The sequence below is a fragment of the Nocardia sp. CY41 genome, assembly GCF_009829325.1.
GTDB lineage: Bacteria > Actinomycetota > Actinomycetes > Mycobacteriales > Mycobacteriaceae > Nocardia.
Genome location: NZ_VUOS01000007.1, coordinates 42,941 through 66,544, shown reverse-complemented (window position 1 = coordinate 66,544; position 23,604 = coordinate 42,941). Strand labels below are relative to the sequence as shown.

Below are 23,604 nucleotides of genomic sequence, written 5' to 3'. Positions count from 1 at the left end.
CCGCTACGCGAGGTCTTCGTCCGAACTCACCGCTGCCTTCGGCGCGGCGTCCACGTCGGCGATCCGGTACTTCGCCGCCGCTTCCACGGCCTTCGCGGGGTCGATCTTGCCCGTCCGGCCGAGACCGGCCAGCGCGGCGACCACGATGGACTGCGCGTCGACGTTGAATACCCGTCGCGCGGCCGGGCGGGTGTCGGAGAAGCCGAAACCGTCCGTACCGAGCGTGGTGAAATCGCCGGGTACCCACTTGCGCACCTGATCCGGTACCGCGCGCATCCAGTCGGTCGCGGCCACGTACGGGCCCTCGGCCCGCGACAGCGCCTCGGTGACGTACGGAAGGCCCGGATCGGCGCCCGGAGCGCGCAGGGCGGCGATCTCCTTGTCGAGCGCCTCCTTGCGAAGCTCGCCCCACGAGGTCACCGACCACACGTCCGCCTGCACGCCCCACTCCTGCGCCAGCAGCGCCTGCGCGCGCAAGCCGTCCGGCACGGTGACGCCGGAGACCAGGATCTGGGCGCGCACCGCGCCCTCGCCCCCGCGCTTGTACAAGTAGATGCCCTTGAGCAGACCGGCGACGTCGAGGTCCTCCGGCTCGGCCGGCTGCGGGTACGGCTCGTTGTAGAGGGTGATGTAGTAGAAGACGTCCTCGCCGCCGAACTCACCCGCGCTGCCGTGCGGATGGGTGCCGGGCAGCGGCGCGGAGCCCCGCGGCGCGGCGCCGCCGCCGTACATCCGCCGCAAGCCGTCGCGCACGATGTGGGCGATCTCGAACGCGAATGCCGGGTCGTAGGTCACCACGGCCGGGTTGGTCGAGGCGAGCAGCAGTGAATGCCCGTCGTTGTGCTGGAGACCCTCACCGGTCAGCGTGGTGCGGCCCGCGGTCGCCCCGAGCACGAAGCCGCGGGCCAACTGATCGGCGGCTGCCCACAATCCGTCGCCGGTGCGCTGGAAGCCGAACATCGAGTAGAAGATGTACAGCGGGATCATCGGCTCGCCGTGCGTGGCGTAGGAGGTGCCCGCCGCGGTGAACGAGGCCGTCGACCCCGCCTCGTTGATGCCCTCGTGCAGGATCTGCCCGACCGCGCTCTCTTTGTAGGCAAGCATCAATTCCGCGTCGACGGATGTGTACAACTGTCCGTTGCGGTTGTAGATCTTCAACGAAGGGAACCACGAGTCCATGCCGAAGGTCCTGGCCTCGTCGGGGATGATCGGGACGATCCGCTTGCCGATCTCCTTGTCCCGCAGCAGCTCCTTCATCAGCCGCACCAGGGCCATCGTGGTGGCGACGTTCTGCTTGCCCGATCCCTTGCGCACCGAGCGGTAGGCCTCGTCGCCGGGCAGCTTCAGCGGCTTGGCCGCGGCGCGCCGCTCGGGCAGGAACCCGCCGAGCGCCTTGCGCCGGTCCAGCATGTACTGGACCTCGCGAGCCTCCATGCCGGGGTGGTAGTACGGCGGCAGGTACGGATCCTTCTCCAGCTCGGCGTCGCTGATCGGGATGCGCTGCAGGTCGCGGAAGTCCTTGAGGTCCTGCAGGGTCAGCTTCTTCATCTGATGCGTCGCGTTGCGGCCCTCGAAGTGCTTGCCGAGGGTGTAGCCCTTGATGGTCTTGGCCAGGATCACCGTGGGCTGGCCCTTGTGCGCCATCGCGGCCGCGTAGGCGGCGTACACCTTGCGGTAGTCGTGACCGCCGCGCTTGAGGTTCCAGATCTCCTGATCGGACAGATCCTGCACCAGCGCTTTGGTCCGCGGATCGCGGCCGAAGAAGTGGTCGCGGACGTACGCGCCGTCGTTGGCCTTGTAGGTCTGGTAGTCACCGTCGGGAGTGCTGTTCATCAGGTTCACCAGCGCGCCGTCGCGGTCGGCGCCCAGCAGCGCGTCCCACTCCCGGCCCCAGATCACCTTGATGACGTTCCAGCCCGCGCCGCGGAAGAACGACTCCAGTTCCTGGATGATCTTGCCGTTGCCGCGCACCGGACCGTCCAGGCGCTGCAGGTTGCAGTTGACGACGAAGGTCAGGTTGTCCAGACCCTCCATCGCCGCGACGTGCGCGAGACCGCGCGACTCCGGTTCGTCCATCTCGCCGTCGCCGAGGAACGCCCACACGTGCTGGTCGGAGGTGTCCTTGATTCCCCGGTCGTGCAGGTAGTGGTTGAACCGCGCCTGGTAGATGGCGTTCATCGGGCCCAGGCCCATGGACACCGTGGGGAACTCCCAGAAGTTGTTCAGCAGCCGAGGATGCGGGTAGGACGGCAGCCCGTGGCCGGGGCCGCCGTTGCTGTACTCCTGGCGGAACCCGTCGAGCTGATCGGTCGACAGCCTGCCTTCCAGGAACGCGCGGGCGTAGATGCCCGGCGAGGCGTGGCCCTGGATGAAGATCGAGTCGCCGCCGCCCGGGTGGTCCTTGCCGCGGAAGAAGTGGTTGAAGCCGACCTCGTAGAGCGCCGCCGACGACGCGTAGGTCGAGATGTGGCCGCCGACGCCGATGCCGGGGCGCTGGGCGCGATGCACCATGATCGCGGCGTTCCAGCGAATCCAGGCGCGGAAGCGCCGCTCCACCTCCTCGTCGCCGGGGAACCACGGCTCGTTCTCGGTGGGGATGGTGTTGACGTAGTCGGTGGAGGTCAAAGACGGGATGGCGACCCGACGTTCACCGGCCCGCTCCAGCAGACGGAGCATGAGGTAACGCGCACGGCCGGGACCCTCCCGGTCGAGCATCTCATCGAACGACTCGAGCCATTCGCTGGTTTCCTCCGGGTCGATGTCCGGTAGGTAGGACGCCACCCCTTCGCGGATCACCCGCACCCGTCCGGCCGGCTGCGGCGCCTGCGACCCGTTCGGATCGCGGCTCGCGGCGGGCGCGGGAGCGGAGCTGGTACCGGCGGATTTCGCCGGTGCGGAAGAGTGGATCAGGTCGGTCAAATCTGCTCCTCGTACAGGGGTGGACATGCTGATGGCGTCGGTATCCCCGGGCGGGTTCGCTGGTTGGCGGACCGCCCGTTTACGAAAGGTTCGGGCGCACCATCCATCCTTGCCGATGGCGCGTCCCAAATCATCATGTCAGCCGGAAATCCAGTACCGTTCGACAGGCAAGGTGAGCATTGAGCGTGGCAGCCCTGAGGAGCGGGAGGACGATGAAGCTGCTGAACCCACGCGGGTTCGGAATGGTGTGCGCCACCGGCGCCGTCGCTGTCGGACTGGTCGTCGCGGGGTGCGCCAACCGGGTGGACGGCGTGGCGGGTCCGAACGCGAGCGATCTGGCGGCGTACAAGACCGAGGCGGCGTCCTCGTCGGCGGCCGCGACCTCTTCCCGGCGCGCCGCGGCCCAGGCCAAGGCGATCTCCGACAATTGCGGTCAGTTCCCCACCATCACCGGAGCAGGCGTAAGCAAGTACAACGAATTCGTCGACGCGCACGACTCGAACGCCCCGGACTACGTCGCCAAGCGCGACTCGGCGGCGCAGACCCTCGATGACGCCGCGAACAAGGTGGAGAGCGGCGTGAACTCCGCCAAGGAGGCGCTGCCCGGGGACCTGGCCGGCTTGTTCACCGAATACGTGAACGCGGCCCGCTCGCTGGCCGCCGAGACGCGCAAGATGACCTACACCGCCCCGGTCGCGGCGCTCAACGACGCCAGCAAGCGGGTCAACGACGCGCGCAACGCCGTACGCGACTCGTGTCCGAAACGCTGAGAAAGCCCTTGACACACCATCGCAACGCGACATTCGGTAGCTATTTCGCCGGATCGGCTTGCGCTGAAGCCCATAACCATGTTCGCTTGCAACTATCTACTGTCGGGAGTTGAGGAGGACGCCACCGTGGTCGCCGCGGCGGACGCGCAGAACTACGCTCAGAAGCTTGGCATCTCACACGGCTTGGTTGTCCAGGAATTGGGCTGGGACGAGGACGTCGACGACGACCTGAGGGCCGATGTCGAGGAAGCGATCGGCGGTGAACTCGTCGACGAGGACTCCGACGAGGTGATCGACGTCGTGCTGCTGTGGTGGCGGGACGGGGACGGTGATCTGGTCGACGCCCTGATGGACGCCATCGGCCCGCTCGCCGACGATGGCTTCGTCTGGGTACTCACCCCCAAGACCGGACAGCCCGGCCACGTCGAGCCGAGCGAGATCGCCGAGTCGGCGCCGACCGCGGGTCTGACCCAGACCTCGGCGATCAGCCTCGGTTCGTGGACCGGTAGCAGGCTCGTGCAGCCCAAGGCGCCCTCGAAGCAGCGCTGAGTCACCGCGCTATGGTTTCCACCAGGGTGGTGTCGCACGCCCGCCCGGTGGAGACCCGACACGATGGAGGATTCGCTATGCCGCTCGAGGTTGGCACTGTCGCGCCGGATTTCACGTTGAAGGACCAGAACAACCAGGAAGTCTCGCTGTCGGACTACCGGGGGAAGAAGAACGTCCTGATCGTGTTCTACCCGCTCGCCTTCACCGGCATCTGCCAGGGCGAGCTGTGCAAGGTCCGCGACGAGCTGCCCAAGTTCCAGAACGACAACGCGGAGATCCTCGCGATCTCGGTCGGCCCGCCGCCCACGCACAAGATCTGGGCCGCCGAACAGGGCTACACCTTCCCGCTGCTGTCGGACTTCTGGCCGCACGGCGCGGTGGCCCAGGCCTACGGCGTCTTCAACGAGAAGTCCGGCTACCCCAATCGCGGCACGTTCGTCGTCGACCGCGAGGGCTACATCCGCTTCGCCGAGATGAACGGCCCCGGAGAACCCCGTGACCAGGCGGCTTGGGAGAAAGCGCTCGCCGCGCTAGATTCATAAGCCGCCGGTAACGGCACGGGCGTATAGCTCAGCGGTAGAGCACTGGTTTTACACACCAGCGGTCGGGGGTTCGATCCCCTCTGCGCCCACCACAGAAGATCGGGTAGACGCGCCGTACCTGCCACACCGATCAGGGTTGCACTCCCCTGGCCCTGGTTCATCACGATTTTTTCGTCGCGTGATCAACGACGTGCGGATCGAGGCATCGACCGTCATCCACAACGGATTGGGGATGGGCCCCGGACCACTGTCCGCTACAGCGGTTCGGAGCAGGTGGCCACGTCCTACGTGGACCTCGCGAAAGCTGATCGCGCCCGCCGCCGGTGCAGGGAGAGGGTCGCATGGCGGTCAGTCTGCGCAATCGGGTATCGGCCCGTTGGGCGGGTGGCCTTGCCTGCTGTCGGCGGGGAGACCGGCGGCGATGCCGTTGAGTACATGGGATAGCCCGTACCGGAATCGTTCCTCCGGTAGCAGATGCGGCACGCGCGCCTGCTGGATCGAGCGGGTGAACATCGGGTACTGCCCGGAGGCGACGACCTGGGCGACGTACGGTCCGACGTAGCCGCTCATCCATTGGGCCATGTCCATGCCGGTGCGCCGCGCCTGTTCCAGCCAGCCGATCTCCCGATGGACGGCGCTGTGGGTGTAGTCGCTCAACATCCCGACCAAACTGGCGATTTCGTCGATGTCCAGCCCGAAACCGTCGAGTGCGGACATGGCGAACTCCTGCACGCGCAAAGAGTGCGGCCCCAGAGTCGGACGCCGGTTGGCCAGAGCGATCTGCCAGGGATGACGTAGGCCCACCGCGCGTATCTGCTCGGCGACGAGCGACAAGTCCGTGCGCCAGTCGCCACTCGGCTGGGCGGGGAGGGCGATCTCGCCCACCACCGCATCGATCATGAGGTCGATCAAGTCTTCTCTACCGGCGACGTACCGGTACAGCGACATCGCCCCGGTGCCGAGTTCCGTGGCGATTCGCCGCATGGTCACCGCGTCCATACCCTCCCCGTCGGCGACCCGCACCGCCGCCTGCGTGATCTGGACACGGCTGTAACCAGGACGACGCCCACGCCCCGAGCGTTCCAACTCCTCCGGGCGCATCCAGATCGTCGTGTTGTCCTGGCTCGACATGGACCTCCTCTTTCTCGCGTACATCGTACTTGAATTGCGGGGGCTATATCGAGTACGTTGTACTCGAATTAGCCCGAACTCTACGATAGGACCGAAAATGTCTACTCGACCCACAGTGGGCGACTCCGAGCGCGTGGGCACAGCCCGCCGGGTGGCGACCGAATTCGCCGCGGGATTACAGCGAGCCGGCGCCGCGGGCGACGCCGACGGGTACGACTCCGCCTTCGCGGCCGATGTCCTGTGGGGGAGCCCTTTCGGGGCCAGCGTGACCGGTTGGGCCGAGCTGAACGCGCTGCATCACCGCCTGATGGCGGCCGAGGTGGCCCCTCCCTCACGATTCGAGGTGGTCGCCGCCATGGCGCCCACGCCCGATGTGGTGGTGACCCAAATTCGCAGGCAAGCGACCGATCCCGACGGGTTCTCCGAGATGGCGATGTACGTGCTGGTCGAACGTGATGGCCGGTGGTGGTTGGCGGCGGCGCAGAACACTCCCGTCGGAGTGTCACCGCTGCGCAGTGCGGACACCGACCCCACCCCGCTCGACCGGTAAGGGCCGAGCCATGCCATTGCACGGAGAATACCGACGCGGCACCGCGGGATGGGCCGCCGACCAGGCCGAACTGATCATGAGGTCCGGTGGTACGGAAGGCACGACGGTCATGGGCATGCCCGTGGTTCTCCTGACCACCATCGGCAGAAAGACCGGCAAGCTCCGCAAGACACCCTTGATGCGGATCGAGCACAACGGCGAATACGCCGCGGTCGCGTCACTGGCCGGAGCACCCACCCACCCGGTCTGGTACTACAACATCCTCGCCGACCCCCATGTCGAATTGCAGGACGCCACCGTTTGCAACGACTACACCGCTCGCGAAGTCTTCGGTGCGGAGAAGGCGCTGTGGTGGGAGCGCGCCGTCGCCGTATACCCGCCCTACGCCGAGTACCAGCGCAAAACCACTCGCGAGATCCCGGTCTTGGTGCTGACCCCACGCTGAGGAGGACCGATGGCGGCCGGAAGCCGACAGCGCGATTCCCGGTGCTCCGCAGCGCGGCCGGTCCGCCGCCACCTTCCGACAGCACTCTCAGTCCACCCGGATGGGCCTGCCGCCCTCGAAGGACGAGTCGGCGTAGATCGTGCCGATTTCCAGCGGTTCGGCGGGATTCCCGTAGGTATGCCCAGCCGTCACTTCGAGGCGCGCGGAGCGGGCGAGCCCGCCCAGTTGCCAATGTCCTGGAAGGTACAGCGAGACTTTGTCTTTCAGCTCCTCGACAGGCCCCACATCGTGGGTATGCGTGTACAGGACGCCGAGGGGGCAACCCCGGTGCGGCCAACCCGTGCTTCCTCTCGGAATCCAGCCCTCGTGGGTGTTGTCCGAATCCACGAACAACTCCCAGTGGTGCACCCCTGGCAGCCTCGGCACATATCGCCCAGCGATCCAGATCACCAAGTCGTAGATCGTGGAGACGGCCGGGAACATCCAGCGCTGACCGTGCGAAACCGCGTCGTCGCCGGCGTGCAGCGACTCACGATCGAGGATCACCTCCACCCAATCCGGCACGATCGGATACTTCCAAAGGCCGGCGACCAGTCGGGACAGGCGCGCCGGGCGGCGGCGTTTCCAGCGGCTCGTTCCGCGCATCTGTTGCCGTGATCAGGGGCAGTCGGCTCGGTATCGTCGCGATATGCCCACGTTGATCGCTCCGACGACACGTCTGCATACGGCCTGGCTCGAGGCACACGACGAGTGGGGTCCCGGCCCGCACGAGGACGGCTTCGGACTGCGGCCGTACGACGAAGTGCGTTCGCCGACCGGTTTCGCGGCCTGGGTGGCCCGGCTGGCCGACGAATCGAGTCAGGCGTGGGCCGAGACCGGCCGGGCGCGGTGCACCTACCGATGGATCGTGGAGGACGACCGGGTGCTGGGCGGGATCGCTCTGCGGCACGGGTTCGACGACTTCGTGCGGTGGGCCGGTCACATCGGCTACGGCATCCGACCGTCCGCGCGCCGACGCGGCCTGGCCACCTGGGCCCTGAGCCGGATGCTCGGCGAAGCGGAGAAGCTGGGCATGGACCGGGTGCTGATCGTCTGCGCGGCCGACAACGTCGCCTCCGCGAAAACCATCGAGCACCGCGGCGGCGTCCTCGAGCGGATCGTGGACACCCCGCTCGGTCCGGCACGGCGGTACTGGGTTCCCACCGGCGACCACGACCAGCGGCCCGGCCGCTGCGGCAGACACGAAACTCTGCGGCGGACGTAAAATAATCGGCACGAGCCCACTCCTCGAGGAGGCTGCGATGACCGACAGCCCGCGCTCGATCGCCGCAATGGACAAAGCGCTCCCCCCGGGTACGGACGAGGAACGATTTTCCGGCTACGGGGTGATGGGATTGCCCTTCGCCAGCGGCCACTACCTGGCACTGCGGCATTTCCCTGCCAGCTCGGTCGGTGCCGGATACGACGCGGTGTGGCATCGCGACCCCGACGCCGAATGGGTGATCTACAGCAGTGTCTCCCCGGCGACCAGCTGCGCCCGCTACTTCGGATCAGCGCTCGAAGACGCACGGGTCGAAAACATTTCGGTCGACTGGACGGGACCGTCCGCATTCACGGTGCGGGTCGGCGACAAGATCGTGTGGGATCTCGAACTGGGCCGATCGGCGGCGACGAAGGCGATGACGAGTATGAGCCGGATGATGCCTGCCGCTTTGTGGCGACGTCCTGCCGTTTTGTCGCTCATGTCGCGGGTGGCGGGTCCGGCGCTCGGCGTCGGGCGGGTCCAGCTCAGCGGTACTTCCCCGAACGGGCAATGGTTCTTGGCCAATCCGCGGATGCTGTGGACCGTCGAGAAGAGCACTGCCCGGATCGACGGAATCGACATCGGCCCTCCGGGACCACTCGCCGAACAAGCGAGATTGGGTGAGTTCTGGCTGCCGCAACGCGGAATGTTCGCCGTGGGCGAGTCCTACTTCGAACAGTTCGATCCGACGCGCCATCGTCCGGCCCGCCCCGGCGTCTGAACGGCGGCGGTTTCTGCGTTCCGAAGCGAACGGCGCACGAATAGCGCCGGGCCCGACCGATCAGCCCGACCGGCGTGCGGTAACCAACAGGTACTCCCACTCCATCCGCCCGTTACCGCGGTCGTACCGGGTGGCGAGTTCGGCGAGTGCCTCGTCCAATTGCGCGATCCGGTCGGGTTCCTCCGCATTGGCCTTGTACACCGCGACCGTCGGTCCGTAGTAGGACTTGAAGAAGTCCCGGAACTCGGCGCCGTCGGCGAAACGGTCGATGACCGCGTTCTCGCGGCGTAACTCCAGATCGGCGACGCGATCGCCCAACAGCGACCGCACGTGCGCCTCGTCGCCCCACAGTGGGGGCGGCTGCGCGCCGGGCGGAGGCGGCGGAGCGAACGGTTTCATCGTGGCGAACATCTGCCCGATGAAGCCGGTGGGCGTCCAGTTGATCAGCCCGATCGTGCCGCCCGGTTTGGCCACACGCACCAGTTCGTCCGCGGCCGCTTGGTGGAAGGGTGCGAACATGACGCCGACACAGGAGATCACGGCGTCGAATTCGGCGTCGGCGTAGGGCAACGCCTCGGCGTCGGCTTCCTGCCACTGCAACTGGACGCCCCGCGCGGCGGCGATTCGCCTGCCTGCTTCGAACAACTCCGGCGTGAGATCGCTCGCCACGACCTCCGCGCCGGCCTCCGCGGCCGGGATGGCGGCGTTGCCGGATCCGGCCGCGACATCCAGCACCCGCTGACCAGGGCCGATGCGGGCGGCCTCGACCAGGCGCAGGCCCAGTTCCGGGATGACTTCGGTGGCGATGGACGAGTAGTCGCCCAGTGCCCACATCGCGCGATGCCGCCGCTTGAGATCCGCGGAGCCGGAATCGGTCATCTGGACGCTCCCTCTGCAGTCGGGCCGGTCGACGCTGCCGAGACAGGAAACTCTCCGCGCCGAACCAATCATCGAAACCGCGAGCCGACCAGGTGTTACCCGTCGAAATCCGCGACAAACGGTGTCAGGGCGGCTTCCCACACGGCACGCGGGTCTACCCACGATCGCGTGACCTGGCGGCGCCGCCGCGATCCCCGGCGAATATTCCGCTACCGAAACTCGGCAGATCCTGGCCACGACCGTGGACACCCTCGGAGTAGAGGCGGGACTGGCGCGATACGACCGCCTCCGCAAGCCGCGCACCCAGACGATCGCCCGGCTCTCACGCCGGGTCGGCGCTCCGGCGCACTGGACGTCACCGGCACTGACAGCGCTGCGCGACACCGCGCTACCGCTGCTCCCCAGCGCGCTACCGGGCCGCTCGATCACCGATGCCTACAGCTGGACGAGCTGACTACGATTTCTCCCGACCAATCGCACCGGCTGACAAATCCGACGGCAGGTAGCCTGGGACCAGCGGATCGCCACTCGCGAGTTCCTCCGGTACGGCCTCCGAATCCTCGCTGATGCCGAATCGAGTGTGTTCAGCCAGCCGGTGACGACACACAAACCGCTACTGAGACACGGCCTAGCAGCGTTCGTACTGACGCGCGTAGGGCTGCGACTCCGGTAAGACATCGCGCCAGGGTTTCTGGCAACCGCCGACGAAGACCTTGAAAACCGGGCCGTTGCGCGTTTCGATCGTGTAGTCGACCACGGCACCGGGCTGGGCCAAGTAGGGAAGATGCCGTTCGGCGAGTTGTGTTGCCTGCGCGGCGGTGAATTGCTGACCGACAGGAGGGTATATCGCGACGTCCAGGGTGCGGCCCGCTCTGCCGGGCGGGTCGTATACGGAAATCTCGACGAAGAACGGGGTGGGTTGATCGGTCAGGAACCACTCCCACATCTCGAGTTCACCGTTGGACGGGAAGCGGGGTCGGTTGTACGGGAAGCGGAATGGGCGGTCCGTGTTGAGCCACCCGGGTTCCAGGCTCGAGTGATTCTTGAACCCGCTCTCCTCATGAACGGTGGACACCGTCCAGTAGCTGAATGCCAGTTCAGGGAAGTCCTGGATGATTCGGCGCATCGCCGCGGTGGCACGGTGGGGTTCGGCCTCGGAGCCCGCGGCAACGCCGATATCGTTCCTCATCGTGTCGATGCCGATTGACCTCCAGCCCACCTGTGCGCCGGGGGCCGAGACTCTCACCCAGGTGTGTGCCGTGTCGGCTTCCCTGCTCACGTCCCGACCGAACCGCCAATTCGCATAATAAGAGTCCGTCCTTCGGTCGATGTAGACCTCGGTCTGGTCGCCTTGGTAGTGCGGCGGAAGCTGCTGGACGCCCATGGCACGCACCACAGACGCGGCCTCGTCCGGTGTGGCGCCATCCTCGAGCTGCACTTCGAGCCTGGAATGGTACGTGCGGGACTTGCCCTCGTAATCGAACAGATGTGACGCATCGATCACCCCGGGAAGAGCCTGGATGGCAGTTTCGATCACGCGTGACCAGTTGTCACGCTCGGCTTGGTCGGGGCCTCGTGTCGGTATAGAGCATCCTGTCAGCAGGACTGCCGCCATCGTCACTATGACGGTCAGGGTGGTTGAGCGCATAACGTTTCATTCTTGCGTCCGGGGCGCCGGGCACTGCTAGCGGATTTCGGTCATGACGTTGGTCGAATCCGTGGGCCGGACCGTGTCGAGCGCGCGCCGGACGGTGATCTATGGCAGCGCGGGTGCTGGGAGGTCGACTTGGCGGGCCTACGAGCGGATCTTCCGCATCTGGATGAGCTTCTGGTTCGCTGCGTCGAGGGTGATCTGGAGGCCGTCGACCTCGCCGAGCCGGCCGCGTTCGGCGGCTTCGCGCAGCCTGTCGTCGAGGTCGACGACGATCGCCGGCCGCCGCGTAACCGAAGTCGACCAGGACCGGGGCGCTGTCGTCAGTAGCGGTGCGCGGTTACTGTCGTGATATGCCGAGCGAGTCCGCGCCGTCCATCCCGTCCTTTCACGAAAACGCGATTCCGGATGCGTCGCGGCCCGGCACCGACGACCCGATGGCCGCGCTCGTCGGCATCCTCGATCTGCAAGCAGCACTGCCGGGGATTCGGCGTATGCGGGCTTGGGGGCACGAAGTCCTGAACGTCCAGCCGGGCGAGCGCGCACTGGATATCGGAGCGGGCACGGGTACCGAGGTGATCGAGCTGGCCGGCCGGGTCGGCCCCGATGGCGACGCGGTGGGCGTCGACCCGAACCCCGCGATGATCGCCATCGCTCGTGGGCGCGCGGAGAGCGCGGACTGCCGGGCCCGCTTCGTCGAAGGCACCGCCTATCAGTTGCCCTTCCCGGACGATTACTTCGACGCCGTGCGCTGCGAGCGGGTCTACCAGCACCTCGACGACCCGGCGGCCGCCACCGCCGAGATCACCCGAGTCCTGCGACCGGGCGGTCGCGTGCTGCTCATCGACAGCGACTGGCACACCGTTATCACCCACCCCGGCGACCCCGAGGTGGTCGCCCGCTTGACGAAGGCGATGCTGGCGACCACCCCCAACCCCGCATCCGGCCGCCTCCTGCGCGGCCTGCTCACCGCGGCGGGCTGCACCATCGACGACATGGGATCGGAAGCGGTGATCTGGAATCCGGAAACCGCCCGTCCCCTGTTCATGCAGATGATCGCGTCCGCGAGCACCGGCGGTGCGATCACCGAGGAGGAAGGGCGCGACCTCCTCGCCACCATGGAGGCGGGCATCGCGAAAGGCGACTACCACCTCTCGGTGACGATGTTCGCGGTACTCGGCCACCTGGGCGGGTGAGCCCCCGGCGATCACCGTTGCCGCCCGGCATCCGGCTTGATCCGCCCGGCCTCCACCAGCACCCGCCACGCCGCCGTCTTACGCGGACACTCCCCCACGCGACAGGCGCGATGCCGCTGCATGGTCATCTGCGCCTCACCCACACCCATCGCGTAGTCCGGTGGGTCATGCGGAAAACCCATCGGCCACAGAGCTGTGTCCATATCGCCGCGCTCCTGCTCTACTCGCCGGGTGATCTCGCCGACGCTGCGCCCCTCCGGCACCCGAACCGGCCGCAGCACGACGCCGATCAGCGAAGCGAGCACGACCGCGCCGACCGCGACCACCAGCCACTGCCATCCGGTCACGGCAGCCTCCGGTACGGGTGGTCCATGGGCAGCAGCGACGGCCACCGATACCCACGCGGATACGTCTGCTCAGGGGTGATCAGGTCGCATAGTTCCGTCACCGCACGGACGAACGGCTCCACATGCACCAGCCCCGGAACGATCACCGCGGCCGCATCCACCACCCGGATATGCTCGACCGCCAGTAGTGCCGCTGTCCTCGCCGCCGTGTCGCACACAACGAGCTCTGCCACGAAATACGCACGTGTGGCGGCGATTTCCTGAATCGTCCACTTGTCACGCTCCTCGTTCCCGCCAGAGACTGCACGCCGGATGAAACCCAACGCACTCGGCCCCAACAGGTCTGTCCCACAACGCTTCTCCACGTTCATCCCTGCGCTCCCCTGCTCGACTTGTGGGCAAGCACCAGTCGCCGGGACACGTGAAGCGGCGTCGACCTGGCGATGGGCTGCGGAGCACGCTAGGCAGTGCTCGGGGCCTCGCCGGGTAGGGTTCGTACCCGATACACTCCGGCCGACGTCGATTCTTCCCGCTGCGGCGGAGATCATCGGGCTACGCTTGATCTATCGAACAGCGGCGAGAGGGGCACAGCCGTGTACAGCCCGGATGACGACGTCCCGGTGGGCGCTCGGATTCGACGGCACCGCGAGCGGGCAGGAATGTCACGCCCAGTTCTCGCGGGCTTGGTCGGCCGATCCGCCGAGTGGTTGAAGGCCGTGGAGAACGGTCGGTTGCAGAGTCCGCGCCTGCCGATGTTGCTGCGGATCGCCCGCGCACTGGAACTGGACGATCTGGCCGAGTTGACCGGAGACGGGCACGCGGTTCCGGTGGCGGTATTCGCGGGGGAACGCCACGCGGCCTTGACCGATGTGCAATCTGCGCTGACGGACTATCGTCTGGCGACTGCGGAGGACTCGGTGGACACCGAACACTTGGGTCTGCGGCTCGCACAGGCCTGGCATGTGCGCCATGCGAGTCCCGACCACAGGACGCAACTCGGTGCGCTACTGCCCGGACTGATCAGGGACGCACAGAATGCCGCGCGCCTTCGCGGCGATGGTCGCCGGGCGGCTCGGCGTGTTCTGGCCGGGGTGTACCAGCTCGCGGATTTCTTCGTGGCGTACCAGCCCGCTCCGGAACTCGTCTGGCTCGTCGCCGATCGCGCTCTGCACGAAGGTTACGAGGCCGACGACCCGTACCTGATCGCGAGCGGCGCGTGGTCGATGGTTCAGGCGCTGCGGGACTCCGGCCGCTGGGAAGAAGGAATCGCCTTGGCGCGCACCGCCATCGCACAGCTGGAACCCTACCTGGATCGGGAGAACACACCGGCCGACTGGCACGGTATAGCAGGAGCTCTTCAGGCCGAGATCGCCTACGTCCATGCACGCCGGGGCCGTTATGGCGAAGCATGGGCATATTGGGAGTCGGCCGACCGGATCGCACAGCGGCTCGGTCCCACCTACCGGCACGTCCAGACATCCTTCTCGATCCCGGTGATGCAAGCGCACGCTACGACACTCGGAGTCGAATTGCGACGAACAGGTGAAGGGCTACGCGCGGCCCAGGCGTTGGACGCCGACCGGATAACTTCGGTCCCACGCCGAAGCCGCCACTTCATCGAGGTCGCGCGCGCCCACTACCAGCGTGACGAATTCGTCGCCGCCTTCGCGATGCTCGACAAGTCCGCACGCACAGCACCCGAGACGATCCGATACAACGGCTACGCGCGCGACATGCTGCACGGGCTCCGGAAACGACCGCCCTCCGGGATGCGTGACGACGTTCGAGCTTTGTGCGACCGAGTCGGCGTCGCTGCGCACTGAGTGGATCCACACTCTCCACACGAAGGAACGACGTGCCCTACTGCCCTTGCCGGCTTTGCCCTCTCAGAACAGATGGCATTGGTCGGGCGGAAGAATTCGCGCCACGCACAGGCCGACGATGCCGAAGAACAGGACACTCGCGATCGCGCCTCGGACCGCGTCGACGATGCCCGGGGGCACTTCTACCACCGCGACTGGTTCGGCGGTGATTTCGGCGGCTGCCGCCGCGGGGACGGCGGTCGCGGCCGTCAGGGAAATCGTCGCGGCGGTGATGATGCGCATACCGGCATGCTTCATGGTCGACTCCTCGCTCTCGGCCCCGACCGTGTGACGACCCTACGTCTGTCGGCGGATCCCGGGCAGCCGCCAATTCCATTGGCTACCGGAGCCGCGAGCCCCTACCCCACGTCCCGGCGCAGCCAGGTGACCTCGGCTCCGGATTCCGTTCCGTAGCGGTAGATCTCGAGGTCCTCGTCCCAGGCCGTGCCCAAGGCGCGGTCGATTTCGGCGGCCAGGTCGTAGGCGGAGTACTTGCCGAGTTCGCGGGTCGCTTGCAGCATGGCGCGCAGGCGCATCTCGCCGATCATGACGTCACCGTTGGCGCTCGTGGAGCCGTGCCACAGACCGAGGCCGGGGACGAAGCTGTAGCGCTCGCCGTCCACGCCGTCGCTGGGATCCTCGGTCACCTCGAAGCGCAGAACCGGCCAGGAGCGCAACGATTGAGCGATCTTCGAGGCGGTGCCGACCGGGCCGATCCACTCACTGGTGGCGCGCAGTTGACCGTCGGCCGGTTGGGCGGTCCAGCGCAGTTTCGCCGGGGCACCGAGGGCCGAGGTGAGTGCCCACTCGACATGCGGGCACAGCGCGGCAGGCGACGAGTGGATGTAGACCACACCCGCCGTCGCGTCCGCGAACTGACTCGATGCGCGCACCACCAACACCTCCAGCTTCGACGAGGAACGTCTTCCCCAACGATTCGTCGAACTGGCGTTGCCTGAGTGTACTGGAGTGCCCGAAGTTACACGTGTTACTTCACGACCGTGTTGCGCGCGGCTGTCGCCTCCGCGATCACGGCGTCGCTCAGCGGTGGCCAGGCCGCCCGCGCCCAGTCGCCGAAATTCTCGTCGCTCAAGGCGAGACACGCCAACCCCGTTCTCGGGTCAACCCATAAAAATGTCCCGGATTGGCCGAAATGTCCATAGGTTTGTGGCGAATTCGTGCCACCGGTCCAGTGCGGTGACTTGCCGTCGCGAATCTCGAAGCCCAGTCCCCAGTCGTTGGGACGCTGCGAACCGAAGCCGGGCAGCACGCCGTTCAGGCCCGGGAACTGCACGGAGGTGGCCTCGGCGTGCGTCTGCGCCGAGATCAACTCGGGATTCAGCAATTCGGCGGCGAAGCGGGCCAGATCCGCCGCGGTGGACCGCGCCGCGTGCCCCGCCGGGCCGGCCAGCACCGAAGCGGTCATGCCCAGCGGCTCGAACACCGCATCGCGCAGGTACTCGTCGAACGCGATCCCGGTCTGCGCGGTGAGGAATTCGGCGAGCGCTTCGAAACCCGCGCTGGAGTAGATCCGCCGGGCCGCGGGTGAAGCCTGGACGTCTGTGGTGTCGAACGCGAGCCCGGACGCGTGCGCCAGCAGATGCCGCACCGTGGCGCCGGGCGGGCCCGCGGGCTGATCGAGTTCGACCGCGCCCTCCTCCACTGCGACGAGCACGGCGTACGCGACGAGAGGCTTGGTCACCGACGCGAGCGGGAACACCCGCTCGGCATCCCCTTCGCTCGCGACGTCGCCGCCGGCGGTGACCACCGCGGCCGCCGCGTGCCGGACCGGCCATTCCCGAATCTGCTCGAGTGAACGCACCCCTCGAGCCTACGAGAACCGGGTGGCTACGATCGACTCGCCATGAGTGAAAAGCCCACTGTTCACGGCGACGTAGCATCCGGTTTCGAACCGGTCGCCGACGCCTTCCGCCGCAACTTCGAGCACCACGGCGAGATCGGCGCCGCCGTCGCGGTCTACGCCGGGGACCGCCCCGTGGTGGATCTGTGGGCCGGCTTCCGCGATCGCCGGCGCACGCTGCCGTGGGAGCAGGACACGATCGTGCCGGTGTTCTCCTCGACCAAAGGCATGGCGGCGTTCACCGTGGCCACGGCGGTAGCCAAGGGTCTGCTCGAGTACGAGCAGCCGGTGGCGAAGTACTGGCCGGAATTCGCCGCCCACGGCAAGGACGCGATCACCGTGCGCCAGCTGATCGACCACCAGGCCGGGCTGTCCGGCCTGAGCGAGATCGTCCGCCTGTCCCAGATCGCCGACCTGGACGGCCTCGCACCCATTCTCGCCGCGCAGAAACCGGCTTGGCGGCCCGGGACCAGGCACGGCTATCACGCGATCACTCTCGGTCTGTACCAGGGCGAGCTGCTGCGCCGCGTCGATCCGGACCGCCGCACGCTCGGCCGGATCTTCGCCGAGGACATCGCCGCTCCGCTCGGAGTGGACTTCTTCATCGGCCTGCCGGCCGAGCAGAGCATGGACCGCATCGCCGCGATGTCGGCCACCCGCGGTCTGGACGTCGTGCGCTACGAGCGCGATCTGCCGCTGCGGATCGGTGCGGAGATCTACGCCAAACGCGGATTGTCCTACGCCGCGCTGACCAACCCGCGCTGCGGGGCTCCGGCACGGGCGACCCGGCGCGAGTTCCTCGAAGTGGAGCTGCCGGGGTCCAACGGAGTGGGCAACGCTCGCGCGCTGGCGAAGGTCTACGGCGCGGCCGCCGGTCGCACCGGCGCGCTCCCGATCGACGACGCACTGCTCGACCGGCTCGCCGCGGCCGTGACCGCCGACGACGTCCCCGCCGAAGACCTGGTGCTGCACACCAAGAGCCGCTATCACCTCGGCTTCCGCAAATCGCGCGGAACCTTCCGCTTCGGCTCCGACCAGCGCGCCTACGGCACCACGGGACTCGGCGGCTCGTTCGGGTTCGCCGATCCGGCAACGGGTCTGGGCTTCGGTTACACGATGAACCGGCTGGGCCTCGCGGTCCTCGACGACGTCCGCAGCCGGAACCTGCGTTCAGCCCTGCTGCGCTGCCGGATCTGAGCTCCGGCGGCGCGCCGGACCTCGCACGATTCCCCCTCCTGCCTACACTGGCGAAGCCCGGGCCGACAGTCACCGACCGTGGAATCGAGGGACCTCGTGGCAGACCGACCGGCCACCGTCGACGCCTACCTCGCCGCCTTCCCCGCGGACGTGCGGGAGATCCTGGACGCGATTCGGCGCGCGATCCGGGCCGCCCTGCCGGATGCCACCGAGGCGATCAGCTACGACATCCCCACCTTCCGCCTGCACGGCCGCAACGTCGTGCACTTCGCGGGCTGGAAGCAGCACGTCAGCCTCTACCCGATCCCGGACGGCGATCCCGCGCTGGAACGCGAACTCGAGCCGTACCGGGCGGGCAAGGGAACCCTGCGTTTCCGGCTCGGCGAACCGGTGCCGTACGAGCTGATCGCACGGATCGCCACCGCGCTCGCCGAGCGGCGGTGAGGCGCTCTACCAGTCGGCTTCGGTGTACTTGATGATCCCGCGGATGTTCTTGCCGTCCAGCATGTCCTGGTAGCCCTGGTTGATCTCCTCGAGGGAGTAGCTGCGGGTGACCATGTCGTCCAGGTTCAGCTGACCCGCCTTGTACAGCGACAGCAGGCGCGGTGCGTCCTGACGGGCGTTGCCGCCGCCGAAGATGCAGCCCTTGACCGTCTTCTGCAGCATCGACAGCAGGAAGCTGTTCAGTTTGACGTCGTTCTCGTCCATCCGGCCCATCGAGGTGACCACCAGGGTGCCCGCCTTCGAGGTGAGGATCAGGCCCTCCTCGATGTACTCGCCGTGCATCTCGCCCATGGTCAGGATGACCTTCTCGGCCATCCGGCCCTCGGTGGCCTCCATCAGCGGCATGATCGCGGCGGCCATGCTCTCGTAGGTGTGCGTGGCGCCGAACTTCTGCGCCTGCTCGCGCTTCCACGGGTTCGGGTCGATCGCCACCACTTTCGAGGCGCCCGACAGCACCGCGCCCTGCAACGCGCTCATGCCGACGCCGCCGATGCCCGCGATCACCACGGTCTCGCCGGGGGCCACCTGGGCCACGTGGGTGGAGGAGCCGAAGCCGGTGGGGACGCCGCAGCCGACCAGGCAGGCCACCTCGAACGGGATGCTCGGATCGATCTTCACCACGGAGGTGTGGTGCACCGTCATGTACGGCGCGAAGGTGCCCAGCAGGCACATCGGGATGACGTTCTCGCCGCGGGCCTGGATGCGGTAGGTGCCGTCGCTGATCGCCTGGCCCATCAGCAGGCCCGCGCCCAGGTCGCACAGCGCCATGTGTCCTGCCACGCAGGCCGGACAGCGGCCGCAGGCGGGGATGAACGACAGGATCACGTGGTCGCCGACCTGTAGGTCGGCCGGGCAGTTCGGGCCGAGCTTGGTGATGACGCCCGCGCCCTCGTGCCCGCCCATGACGGGGAAGGACGGCATCGGGGTCGCGCCGGTCACGATGTGGTGGTCGGAGTGGCACATGCCGGCGGTCTCCATCCGGATCTGCACCTCGCCCGCGACCGGGTCACCGACCTCGATCTCCTCCACCGACCACGGCTGGTCGATCCCCCACAGGATCGCGCCCTTCGTCTTCATTCCTGTCGACCCTCTCGCATGCACGTGCTTATATGTGACTGCACCCACAGTACGAGAAAAATGTAACGCGTTCTAGTGCTGGTAGGAAAATTCGTCGGTAGAGCGTGACCTTTATGCCGAACGCGTTACAGTTCCGCGAGTGTTTCAGCCACGCACGTCGTGCACGTGGTGCACCAGATCGTGCAGGATGTACCGGGCGAACGACTCCACGGTGAACTCCGCCCCGTCACTGCGCGCACCGCGCAGACCGCGCCGCCCGCTCCGCGGCCTCGGCGAACTCCTGGGCCACCCGGGCCGGATCCTGCTCGTTGTAGCGGTCGGCTTCGGCGGTCGCGTCCTGATCCCAATTCTGGAAGCGCGGCGGCTCGCCCTCGGGGTCACCGGCCAGCATCAGGCCGAGGCGAGTGTCGGACATACGGCACACGTCGCGCACGTGCGCCCCGTATTCCAGAGCCGACCAGGTCGATTGGTCCGGCCGGACGCGCACGCCGGGGCGGCGGAGCACCGCGGCGAAGCGGACGGCCGTCTCCCGGATCAGGGCGGGCACGGCTTCGTAGGTGGTCGCGGCGGCGTCGAAACCGCATTCGGGACAGGGGCGGCTCAGCACCCAGGTCCAGTCCTTGACATCGGGAACGATCGGCATGCGCTCAACCTAGGCGTGGCCGGACAGCGCCTTCCACCGATATTCGGTCAACTATCGGGCACATCCCGACAGTTCACTCCATCAGCCGCTGCGCCCGGTCGAAGAGTTCCAGCGTGATGGCGTGCAGGAAGTCGCCGACCTGCTTGGGATGCTTGCCCGCGAACGCGCGGGCATGCGTGCCCTCCAGCACGATGCCGAGCTTGAAGCAGGCCAGCACGGTGTACCAGGACATCGCGCTCAGGTCGCGATCGGAGAACTGCCCGTAGTGCGCGATCATCTCCTCGGCGGTCGGCAGCCCGCCGACCGCGCCGAGCTTGCCCACCAGCGCAGCGCCGGTGGTGCCGGGCTCAGGGCGGGTGGCGATCTGCCAGCCGAGGTCGAGCAGCGGGTCGCCGATGGTGGACATCTCCCAGTCGACCATCGCCGCGACCTGCGGGCCGTCGAAGGAGAACATGATGTTCGCCAGATGGCAGTCGCCGTGCAGGATGCCCGGCGTCCACTGGGCGGGGCGGTTGCGGTCCAGCCACTCGCCCACCGCCGCGACACCGGGGATCTCCGGGCCGGGGTAGCCCTCGTTGGTCGAATACGACTCCAGTTCACCCAGCCAGCGCGGCACCTGACGCTCCAGGAAACCTTCCGGCTTGCCGTAGTCGGCCAAGCCGAGCGCCTGGTAGTCCAATGCGCCGAGCCGCGCGATGGCCTCGACCGCGGACAGACCCATCTGCCTGCGAATCTCCGGATCGCCCGCGTGCAGTTCGGGCAGTTCGTTCTGCGGGTTGAAACCGTGGATCGGCTCCATCAGATAGAAGACCGCGCCGAGCACCGACTCGTCGGCGCAGGCGGCGATCACCCGGGGCGCGCGGACCTCGGTGCCGCCCAGCGCGCCGAGCAGTCGCGCCTCCCGCCGGATCACGTCGTTGCTCTTGGCGCGCAGATGCTTCGGGCCGCGGCGCAGCACGTACGTCCGGCCGCCGCGCGTGAAGCGCAGCATGATGTTCTGCGTTCCACCGCCCAGCGCGATCACGTCCTCGAACTCACCCCCGGACAGACCCTGCTCATCCATCCACTTTCCGACGACGGCGAAGTCGACGACCGCGGGATCCACATCGACCGGTTGCGCAACAGACATGTCCCACATTGTGCACCACCCCCCGAACCAAACTGAAGGCAGACGACAACAGTTTGCTCCGACCGGCGCGGCGTAGGGTTTCGGGCACCATGCACACGCTGTTGATCGACAACTACGACTCGTTCACCTACAACCTGTACCAGCTGATCAGCGAGGTGAACGGCGTCGAGCCGACGGTCGTGCGCAACGACGAGGCGCGCACGGTCGCCGAACTCGGTCTGGAACGCTTCGACAGCATCGTCGTCTCACCCGGGCCAGGACGGCCGTCGGTGGCGCGCGACATGGGCATCTCCGCGGCGGTGATCCGCGAGACCGATCTGCCGTTGCTCGGCGTGTGCCTCGGTCATCAGGGCATCGTGGTCGCGGCGGGCGGCACGGTCGCCGAGGCGCCTGCCGCCAGGCACGGGTATCTGGATCGCATCGAGCACGACGATCGGGACCTGTTCGCCGGAATCCCGCAGGGCTTCACGGCGGTGCGCTACCACTCGCTGTGCGCGCTGCGGCCGCTGCCGGACGACCTGGAGGTCACCGCGCGGTCCGGCGACGGCGTCGTGATGGGCGTGCGGCATCGCAGCCGCCCGCAGTGGGGCGTGCAGTTCCATCCGGAATCGATCGCCAGTGAGTACGGTGCGGCTCTGCTGCGCAACTTCGCGAAACTCGTCGCCGCGCACCGAAGTGCGCCCGCGTCACCGATGCCGAGGCCGTCGATCGCCCGCGGGCCTGCGGCCGCGGCGGAACCGGCGGCCGAGGGCCCCCCGCCTCCCGCCGCGGCCGCGCCCGCGCCGCTCGCGGCCGAGCAGTTCCCCGCCGCGGCGGTGGAACTCGAGCGCCCCGCCGGTCGGGCGTCCTCATCCGTACGCACCGGTCCGGCCCGGCTCGATTCACTTGTGCCGCGGACCTTCCGGCTCCAGCGCGCCGTCCTGGAGCGGCCGATCGACACCGAGAGCGCGTTCGTGCAGTTGTACGCCAACTCCCCGACGGCGTTCTGGCTGGACAGCGAGCATGTCGAACCCGGAGCCGACCGGTTCTCCTTCCTGGGCGACGCGAGCGGTCCACTGGCCGAAGTGCTGCGCTACCGGGTTGGCGACGGCGAGGTGACCGTGGAGTCGTCGGACGGGCATCGGCGTACCGCACCCGGCGGCATTCTCGATTTCCTGGCCGCCGAGTTGCGCGCGCGCCGGCTCGAACTGCCCGATCTTCCCTTCGATTTCGCCGGTGGCTACGTGGGCTATCTCGGCTACGAGGTCAAGGCCGATTGCGGCGGCGCAGCGGTCCATCGCGCCCCGACGCCCGACGCCCAGTGGATCTTCGCCGACCGCATGGTGGTGGTCGACCACGTCGGCGGGCGCACGCACCTGCTGGCGTTGAGCGACGACGGGGAGACCGCGCGAGCCGCCGCCGACTGGCTGCGCGACACCCGCGAAACCCTGGACACCCTGCCGACCTGGACGAACCCGCCGCCGCTCGAGCTGCCGCCGGACGGCGACGCCGTCGCGCCGCTGCTCACCCGCGGCCGGGAGCGCTATCTCGCCGACATCGCGCTCTGCCAGGAGCGCCTGCATGCCGGGGAGTCCTACGAGATCAACCTGACCGATAGCGCCACGATCCCCGCCGCCGCGGCCGACGGCCTGGAGTTCTACCGCACACTGCGCCGGTGCAACCCCGCCCCGTACGCCGCCTACCTGCGCTTCGACGACCTCGACATCGCCTGCTCGTCGCCGGAGCGCTTCCTGAAGGTCGATCGCCGCCGCATCGTGGAGAGCAAACCGATCAAAGGGACCGCGCCGCGCGGTGCGACGCCGGAACAGGACGAGCGCCTGCGCCGTGAGCTGGCCGACAGCCCGAAGACCAGAGCGGAGAACCTGATGATCGTCGATCTGCTGCGCAACGATCTCGGCCGGGTCTGCGAGATCGGCAGTGTGTACGTCCCGAAGCTGATGGTCACCGAGCAGTACGCGACCGTGCATCAACTGGTATCGACGGTGCGCGGCAGGCTGCGGCCGGAGGTCGGCGTGGTGGAGTGCCTGCGCGCCTGTTTTCCCGGCGGCTCGATGACCGGCGCGCCGAAGCTGCGCACGATGGAAATCATCGATGCGCTGGAAACCGAAGCGCGCGGGGTGTACTCGGGCACGATCGGTTTCCTGGGCCTCGGCGGCACCGCGGACCTGAACATCGTGATCCGCACCGCCGTGCGCTACGGCGGACGCTGGCGGATCGGCGCGGGCGGTGCCATCGTGCTCGATTCGGACGCCGCCGACGAGTATCACGAGGTCCTGCTCAAGGCGGCCGCCACGCTGCGCGCGGCCGCCGACCACGCACACCGCTGAA

Annotated in this window: 25 protein-coding genes, 1 tRNA gene and 1 pseudogene; 14 read left to right on the top strand and 13 right to left on the bottom strand. The window is 67.8% G+C overall.

The genetic code is table 11. From position 1 onward, the window contains the following. Positions 1-3: 3 nt before the first annotated feature. Complete coding sequence (gene aceE / locus GVY64_RS08990; RefSeq protein ID WP_442939552.1) at positions 4-2,919, bottom strand: pyruvate dehydrogenase (acetyl-transferring), homodimeric type; 2,916 nt, start codon at positions 2,917-2,919, stop codon at positions 4-6. 212 nt (positions 2,920-3,131) lie between these two features. On the opposite strand from aceE, the gene GVY64_RS08985 reads away from it, so the two are divergent. The 4 genes from GVY64_RS08985 (at position 3,132) to GVY64_RS08970 (ending at position 4,872) form a co-directional block, all read left to right on the top strand. Beyond that, positions 3,132-3,689: a hypothetical protein gene (locus tag GVY64_RS08985; RefSeq protein ID WP_159840131.1), complete on the top strand. Its 558-nt coding sequence runs from the start codon at positions 3,132-3,134 to the stop codon at positions 3,687-3,689. Positions 3,690-3,815: 126 nt separating this feature from the next. Continuing rightward, a complete protein-coding gene (locus GVY64_RS08980) occupies positions 3,816-4,238 on the top strand; it encodes a DUF3052 domain-containing protein (RefSeq protein WP_159840357.1) in 423 nt (140 codons plus the stop codon). A gap of 77 nt (positions 4,239-4,315) precedes the next feature. Next, positions 4,316-4,780: a peroxiredoxin gene (locus GVY64_RS08975; RefSeq protein ID WP_067800944.1), complete on the top strand. Its 465-nt coding sequence runs from the start codon at positions 4,316-4,318 to the stop codon at positions 4,778-4,780. Between the two features lie 17 nt (positions 4,781-4,797). After that, positions 4,798-4,872: transfer RNA gene (locus tag GVY64_RS08970), tRNA-Val, on the top strand. 256 nt (positions 4,873-5,128) lie between these two features. Here GVY64_RS08970 and GVY64_RS08965 read toward each other — a convergent pair. Further along, positions 5,129-5,911, bottom strand: coding sequence for a TetR/AcrR family transcriptional regulator (locus GVY64_RS08965; protein ID WP_159840130.1), 783 nt, complete (start codon positions 5,909-5,911; stop codon positions 5,129-5,131). Between the two features lie 97 nt (positions 5,912-6,008). Here GVY64_RS08965 and GVY64_RS08960 point away from each other — a divergent pair, with 97 nt between their 5' ends. Together GVY64_RS08960 and GVY64_RS08955 are read left to right on the top strand one after the other, a co-directional pair. Continuing rightward, entirely contained in the window at positions 6,009-6,461 is a 453-nt protein-coding gene (locus GVY64_RS08960; protein WP_159840129.1) for an SgcJ/EcaC family oxidoreductase, read from the top strand. A gap of 10 nt (positions 6,462-6,471) precedes the next feature. Beyond that, positions 6,472-6,906, top strand: coding sequence for a nitroreductase family deazaflavin-dependent oxidoreductase (locus GVY64_RS08955; protein ID WP_159840128.1), 435 nt, complete (start codon positions 6,472-6,474; stop codon positions 6,904-6,906). Positions 6,907-6,993: 87 nt separating this feature from the next. Here GVY64_RS08955 and GVY64_RS08950 read toward each other — a convergent pair whose 3' ends face one another. After that, positions 6,994-7,470 (bottom strand): hypothetical protein, encoded by a 477-nt coding sequence (locus GVY64_RS08950; RefSeq protein WP_159840127.1) that lies wholly within the window; start codon positions 7,468-7,470, stop codon positions 6,994-6,996. 124 nt (positions 7,471-7,594) lie between these two features. On the opposite strand from GVY64_RS08950, the gene GVY64_RS08945 reads away from it, so the two are divergent. Then, positions 7,595-8,170 carry a GNAT family N-acetyltransferase gene (locus GVY64_RS08945; protein WP_159840126.1) on the top strand — a complete coding sequence of 192 codons (576 nt, stop codon included), beginning with the start codon at positions 7,595-7,597 and terminating at the stop codon, positions 8,168-8,170. Positions 8,171-8,207: 37 nt separating this feature from the next. Next, entirely contained in the window at positions 8,208-8,930 is a 723-nt protein-coding gene (locus GVY64_RS08940; RefSeq protein WP_236566716.1) for a hypothetical protein, read from the top strand. Between the two features lie 60 nt (positions 8,931-8,990). Here the strand turns inward: GVY64_RS08940 and GVY64_RS08935 are convergent, their stop codons facing one another. Next, positions 8,991-9,809 (bottom strand): class I SAM-dependent methyltransferase, encoded by an 819-nt coding sequence (locus GVY64_RS08935; RefSeq protein WP_159840125.1) that lies wholly within the window; start codon positions 9,807-9,809, stop codon positions 8,991-8,993. A 241-nt stretch (positions 9,810-10,050) separates the two neighbouring features. On the opposite strand from GVY64_RS08935, the gene GVY64_RS08930 reads away from it, so the two are divergent. Then, positions 10,051-10,263 (top strand): hypothetical protein, encoded by a 213-nt coding sequence (locus GVY64_RS08930; protein ID WP_201297957.1) that lies wholly within the window; start codon positions 10,051-10,053, stop codon positions 10,261-10,263. A 174-nt stretch (positions 10,264-10,437) separates the two neighbouring features. Here GVY64_RS08930 and GVY64_RS08925 read toward each other — a convergent pair whose 3' ends face one another. Next, positions 10,438-11,457 (bottom strand): hypothetical protein, encoded by a 1,020-nt coding sequence (locus GVY64_RS08925; protein WP_159840124.1) that lies wholly within the window; start codon positions 11,455-11,457, stop codon positions 10,438-10,440. Positions 11,458-11,813: 356 nt separating this feature from the next. Here GVY64_RS08925 and GVY64_RS08920 point away from each other — a divergent pair, with 356 nt between their 5' ends. Further along, positions 11,814-12,656, top strand: coding sequence for a methyltransferase domain-containing protein (locus tag GVY64_RS08920; RefSeq protein ID WP_236566715.1), 843 nt, complete (start codon positions 11,814-11,816; stop codon positions 12,654-12,656). An 11-nt stretch (positions 12,657-12,667) separates the two neighbouring features. Here GVY64_RS08920 and GVY64_RS08915 read toward each other — a convergent pair whose 3' ends face one another. Further along, the gene (locus GVY64_RS08915) at positions 12,668-13,003 is read right to left on the bottom strand and encodes a hypothetical protein (RefSeq protein ID WP_159840123.1); all 336 of its coding nucleotides are present in this window, start codon (positions 13,001-13,003) and stop codon (positions 12,668-12,670) included. Then, on the bottom strand, positions 13,000-13,374 hold the full coding sequence (locus GVY64_RS37710; RefSeq protein ID WP_236566714.1) for a hypothetical protein: 375 nt from the start codon (positions 13,372-13,374) through the stop codon (positions 13,000-13,002). The genes GVY64_RS08915 and GVY64_RS37710 overlap by 4 nt, the downstream gene beginning before the upstream one ends. A gap of 222 nt (positions 13,375-13,596) precedes the next feature. Between GVY64_RS37710 and GVY64_RS08905 the strand changes: the two genes are divergently transcribed. Further along, positions 13,597-14,826, top strand: a complete 1,230-nt coding sequence (locus GVY64_RS08905; protein WP_268895610.1) for a helix-turn-helix domain-containing protein — start codon at positions 13,597-13,599, stop codon at positions 14,824-14,826. A 63-nt stretch (positions 14,827-14,889) separates the two neighbouring features. Here GVY64_RS08905 and GVY64_RS08900 read toward each other — a convergent pair whose 3' ends face one another. The 3 genes from GVY64_RS08900 to GVY64_RS08890 form a co-directional block, all read right to left on the bottom strand. Continuing rightward, on the bottom strand, positions 14,890-15,123 hold the full coding sequence (locus tag GVY64_RS08900; protein ID WP_159840121.1) for a hypothetical protein: 234 nt from the start codon (positions 15,121-15,123) through the stop codon (positions 14,890-14,892). A 101-nt stretch (positions 15,124-15,224) separates the two neighbouring features. Continuing rightward, on the bottom strand, positions 15,225-15,758 hold the full coding sequence (locus GVY64_RS08895) for a DUF3145 domain-containing protein (RefSeq protein ID WP_039796858.1): 534 nt from the start codon (positions 15,756-15,758) through the stop codon (positions 15,225-15,227). A gap of 95 nt (positions 15,759-15,853) precedes the next feature. After that, positions 15,854-16,687, bottom strand: a complete 834-nt coding sequence (locus GVY64_RS08890) for a serine hydrolase domain-containing protein (protein WP_159840120.1) — start codon at positions 16,685-16,687, stop codon at positions 15,854-15,856. A 42-nt stretch (positions 16,688-16,729) separates the two neighbouring features. Here GVY64_RS08890 and GVY64_RS08885 point away from each other — a divergent pair, with 42 nt between their 5' ends. Further along, positions 16,730-17,923: a serine hydrolase domain-containing protein gene (locus GVY64_RS08885; protein ID WP_159840119.1), complete on the top strand. Its 1,194-nt coding sequence runs from the start codon at positions 16,730-16,732 to the stop codon at positions 17,921-17,923. Positions 17,924-18,019: 96 nt separating this feature from the next. Continuing rightward, the gene (locus tag GVY64_RS08880) at positions 18,020-18,367 is read left to right on the top strand and encodes an iron chaperone (protein ID WP_159840118.1); all 348 of its coding nucleotides are present in this window, start codon (positions 18,020-18,022) and stop codon (positions 18,365-18,367) included. Positions 18,368-18,373: 6 nt separating this feature from the next. Here GVY64_RS08880 and GVY64_RS08875 read toward each other — a convergent pair whose 3' ends face one another. From GVY64_RS08875 to GVY64_RS08865, 3 genes and pseudogenes are all read right to left on the bottom strand, one after another. Then, positions 18,374-19,504 carry an NDMA-dependent alcohol dehydrogenase gene (locus GVY64_RS08875; RefSeq protein WP_159840117.1) on the bottom strand — a complete coding sequence of 377 codons (1,131 nt, stop codon included), beginning with the start codon at positions 19,502-19,504 and terminating at the stop codon, positions 18,374-18,376. A gap of 144 nt (positions 19,505-19,648) precedes the next feature. Next, positions 19,649-20,147 (bottom strand): annotated as a pseudogene (locus GVY64_RS08870) (DinB family protein). A 73-nt stretch (positions 20,148-20,220) separates the two neighbouring features. Continuing rightward, positions 20,221-21,276 carry a phosphotransferase family protein gene (locus tag GVY64_RS08865; protein WP_442939551.1) on the bottom strand — a complete coding sequence of 352 codons (1,056 nt, stop codon included), beginning with the start codon at positions 21,274-21,276 and terminating at the stop codon, positions 20,221-20,223. Positions 21,277-21,365: 89 nt separating this feature from the next. Between GVY64_RS08865 and pabB the strand changes: the two genes are divergently transcribed. Further along, a complete protein-coding gene (gene pabB, locus GVY64_RS08860; RefSeq protein WP_159840115.1) occupies positions 21,366-23,603 on the top strand; it encodes an aminodeoxychorismate synthase component I in 2,238 nt (745 codons plus the stop codon). Position 23,604 lies beyond the last annotated feature (1 nt).